General features: G+C 39.2%; 7 protein-coding genes and 2 pseudogenes. 1 reads left to right on the top strand and 8 read right to left on the bottom strand.

Annotated elements, in window-relative coordinates:
- The 8 genes and pseudogenes from tnpB to HT709_RS11260 all read right to left on the bottom strand — a co-directional run.
- On the bottom strand, positions 1–289 hold a 289-nt coding region (gene tnpB, locus HT709_RS11295), incomplete at its 3' end, for an IS66 family insertion sequence element accessory protein TnpB (RefSeq protein WP_172925780.1).
- On the bottom strand, positions 270–455 hold the full coding sequence (locus HT709_RS11290; RefSeq protein WP_031233472.1) for a hypothetical protein: 186 nt from the start codon (positions 453–455) through the stop codon (positions 270–272). The genes tnpB and HT709_RS11290, both read right to left, overlap by 20 nt.
- 172 nt (positions 456–627) lie before the next feature.
- Complete coding sequence (locus HT709_RS11285) at positions 628–1,104, bottom strand: glutathione peroxidase (RefSeq protein WP_023941504.1); 477 nt, start codon at positions 1,102–1,104, stop codon at positions 628–630.
- Positions 1,101–1,679: a DUF3278 domain-containing protein gene (locus HT709_RS11280; protein WP_023941505.1), complete on the bottom strand. Its 579-nt coding sequence runs from the start codon at positions 1,677–1,679 to the stop codon at positions 1,101–1,103. The genes HT709_RS11285 and HT709_RS11280 overlap by 4 nt, the downstream gene beginning before the upstream one ends.
- A 26-nt stretch (positions 1,680–1,705) precedes the next feature.
- Positions 1,706–2,032 carry a hypothetical protein gene (locus HT709_RS11275; RefSeq protein WP_000839388.1) on the bottom strand — a complete coding sequence of 109 codons (327 nt, stop codon included), beginning with the start codon at positions 2,030–2,032 and terminating at the stop codon, positions 1,706–1,708.
- Positions 2,033–2,042: 10 nt separating this feature from the next.
- Positions 2,043–2,285, bottom strand: coding sequence for a hypothetical protein (locus HT709_RS11270; RefSeq protein WP_000712156.1), 243 nt, complete (start codon positions 2,283–2,285; stop codon positions 2,043–2,045).
- Between the two features lie 10 nt (positions 2,286–2,295).
- Positions 2,296–2,837 (bottom strand): annotated as a pseudogene (locus HT709_RS11265) (DUF3278 domain-containing protein).
- Between the two features lie 15 nt (positions 2,838–2,852).
- Complete coding sequence (locus tag HT709_RS11260) at positions 2,853–3,047, bottom strand: helix-turn-helix transcriptional regulator (protein ID WP_001082471.1); 195 nt, start codon at positions 3,045–3,047, stop codon at positions 2,853–2,855.
- A gap of 206 nt (positions 3,048–3,253) precedes the next feature.
- Here HT709_RS11260 and HT709_RS11255 point away from each other — a divergent pair.
- Positions 3,254–3,777: pseudogene (locus HT709_RS11255) on the top strand (IS30 family transposase); the annotation flags it as partial.

Here is a 3,777-nt window from a genome sequence, read left to right as displayed (position 1 = left end):
GCCAGTCTACTTGTTCAGGTGTGAGAGCTTTGACATCCTTTTCTGTACTTGGCCAAGTCAACTTACCGTTCTCAAAGCGTTTATATAGTAGCCAAAATCCTTGACCATCCCAGTAAAGGGCTTTAAAGCGGTCTTTACGTCCACCACAAAAGAGAAAAACTTGACCGGAGAAAGGATCCAATTCAAAGTGGGTTTTAACCAGATAAGCCAGTGAATCAATGCCTTGTCTCATATCCGTTTTCCCACATACGAGATAGACCTGCCCTAGGCTAGATAGATGAATTGTCATGGAGCAACACCTTATCCAAAAGCTGTTCTATCATTTCGAGATTGAGAGATTGAAAAAAACTTACTTCAAGCTTGCCAATACGAATTTTAAGCAGAATATCATTTCTCTTTTTAGAATCAAAACGACGAGATTGTGGAATCTCTACAGGAACAATAGGTTGTGGCATTTAAATATCCTCCAATAGTTTTACTTTACTAATAGTATACAGGAGGTCTTCCATGAATGATAGATACCTTGTTATGACGCGCTTACGGTGTTTTTCTATTTAAGTCAAAGCCAATCAAAAAATCTCACTATTCATCAGGCTAAAAGAAACCTAATCATAGTGAGATTGTGAATTATAGTAATTTTTGTATCGCCTCTTCAATTTGTTTGGGGTCTGTTTTTGAAGAAAAGCGCTCAAAGACCTGCCCATCACGGCCGATGAGAAACTTAGCGAAATTCCATTCGATTCGTTTTCCTAGTGGGCCAGATTTTTGGTCTGTTAACCAAACATAGAGAGGGTCTGTCTCCTTGCCGTTGACCTTAATCTTGGCAAAACGTGGGAAGGTGGTTTGATAGTTTAGGCTACAGAAGCTGTTGATTTCCTCTGAGCTGCCGGGTGCTTGTCCCATAAACTGATTACAAGGGAAGTCTAAGATTTCAAAACCTTGTTCTTGATAGCGGTCATAGAGTTCTTGAAGTCCCTGGTACTGGGGCGTTAAACCACATCCAGTAGCAGTGTTGACAACCAAGAGAACTTTCCCACGATAGGCATCTAGTGGAGTTTCTTGATTGTCTTGGTTCAAGACTGAAAAATCGTATAGTGAAGTCATTGCTTGCTTTTCTCCTTCTGTTTGGTATTTTTAGGAGTTTTCTCCTCCTGTAGGGATAGAAAGCCGTAGGTCAGGGTTCCAAAAATGCTACCGATAATCAGGCCATACATTAGGAAAGGAACACTTTTATCGAATTGCACGAGCAACTTCCCAAAATCTGAAAAGGACATCTGCTGAACGAAGACTTTATGAAAGATGAGTAGGGTAAAGAGGCCAATCTGAAGGCCGATAAACACAATCCAGCTTCGGAATTTGATTTGGCCTTTGCTGTAGGTTTTGAGGACAATTTCTGACTTGTCATCTTTTTCCAGCTGGAGTTCTTTGACGACTCTTTGAGTTTTTAAAGTAATGAAAAAAATGAGTCCAGAGTAAACGTAGGGCATGGCATAGCGAACGGCTTCTATGAAGCGTCCAAATAACAGATAAAACAAGAAGAGGAAGAAGGAAGAATAAACGATTTGGACCATGGAACGGGCACAGGCTTTGTAGATAATCTCTTGCCGGCATTCATCAAAAGGGCCTTGGATATGAAAGAGATTTCGAAGTAGGCGAGTGGTGAAGTCTTCTTTTTTCATGTTAGTAATCTCCTAGATGAGTGGTTTTACTGACTTTCTTTTACGAATTGATAGAGATAATAAAGATAAGTGATAGAAGAAAGGCTAGCGATAGTCAGCAGTAAATAATATTTCCAACCGCTTGAGATGAGCATCAGTTGTGGTAAAGATAGAATCATAAAGTACAGTGCTAAGTTGAGTATGCGTGTTTTTTGGGAGTCAATCTTTAGATAAGTTAGCCCTTTGTTAAGTGCTGGAATAAAGACTAGCCCGAGGAATATCTCGCTGATTGGCAAGTTCCCTGAAACGATGATGAAGATGAGCAGGGAACTGAACAAAAGATGATAGGTAAGTAAAGTTACTAGTGATTTCATAAGGCACCTCCTAATCCTGGTCTTTTTTAGCTCTTGCAATACGAAGTGAGTCGACAATATGTATCATCACCCCGAAAAAGAAAGCTCCCAGTATAGTTTTAAAAATATGTTTTGTATTTAGAAGAGAACTGATAAAATTTGGATTTTCACTTGTTAGGGTATCAATGAGTGGAATTATAAAAAATATCACTGTTCCATAAATCGAACCTGCTTTCAGACCAGGATAACGTAACTGTTTCTGTTCTTTTTTCATGAGTTTCCTCCTAATCATTATCCTGATTTTTCTTGGCTTTTGCAATGCGACGGGAGATGATAATTTGTATAATCACTCCGAAGAAGAAAGATTGGAGAATACTTGAAAAAATATTTTTAAAAGTGAGAAGAGACTGAAGATAGTCCTGACTCTCACCTAGCAGTATATGGAGAAGAGGGGTTGAAAAAAACTCATTAATCCATAGAGTAGACCTGCTTTCATACCAGGGTAGTGTAGTTGCTTGCTTTCTTTCTCGCTCAGCATATCTGGATCAATAGCTGTAATCCCTGTTTTTTTGGTTTGGGAGAGCACATAGAGAGCAGAAATCATCGAAATGCCGAATACCACAAGAGGATAGCCGATAGCGACAATTTGTGGGTATTTATAAGCGAGGACAAAGGGGATGAGATTTCCAAATGTCATCAGATAAAAGAGGATGATAAAGACTTGATTGCCAATACGATCAGCCTCGCGTCGTTTGTGTTCATCAAGTGGTCCTGAAATGCCATAAATGCGTTTGATCAGTTTTTCCGTGAAGGTTTCTTTTTTCATAAGTTTGCTCCTTTTTTAAAAATTATCCTCCCAAAAGAGACTGTTGAGGTCAGTTTGGAGGCTGCGGGCGAGATTGAGACAGAGTTCCAAGGTTGGATTGTACTTGTCGTTTTCAATCATATTGATGGTCTGTCTCGAGACACCGATATCCTTGGCTAGTTCTAGCTGGGAAATGCCCAGTTCCTTGCGAAATTCTTTCACACGATTCATCTGGTCTCCTTTCTGATTTATGTCGTATATATTTGACTATATTATATTCTTTTAAATATAAAGTGTCAAGTATTTTTGACATATTTTTGAAGAAATAGTAGTCTCCTTGTCCGATTATCACATTAAAATGAAAGCTCTTCTAGGCATAAGAAAACACCTCTGAGTTATACTTGTTGTTCAATCACAAACACAAGAAAGGCACAGAAATGCAAAACCATTATACTACAAAAGCCAAACATTTGACAATCGATAGCCGTCGCTTAATCGAACGATGAAAAAAGGAAGGGAAATCAAATAGAGAAATCGCCTCTTTACTTGGAAAAGCTCCTCAAACCATTCACAATGAAATCAAGCGTGGGACAGTCCTGCCGACTATGCTCAACAGTCTTATGAAAATAATCGCAAGCGCTCGGTCAAGAAATCAAGATTGACCAAGGAACTAAAGGAAAAGATTCTCCACTATCATAACCAAAAAATTTCGCCTGAAATGATGGTCAAGGCTAAGGGCGTTAACGTGGGAATTTCTACCATCTACTACTGGATCCATCATGGAAAATTAGGATGGTCAAAACAGGATCTGCTCTATCCTAGAAAAGGAAAAGCGCTTAAGAAACAAGCTAGCACCAATTTTAACCCCCTGGTCAATCTATCGAACAGCGTCCTGAAGCTATCAATCTGCGATTGGAGAATGGGCATTATGATACTCAATCATTTTCAAAAAGCAACCTTG

Source organism: Streptococcus sp. 1343, assembly GCF_013277355.1.
Taxonomy (GTDB): domain Bacteria; phylum Bacillota; class Bacilli; order Lactobacillales; family Streptococcaceae; genus Streptococcus; species Streptococcus pseudopneumoniae.
This window is presented reverse-complemented; position numbering and strand designations above follow the sequence as displayed.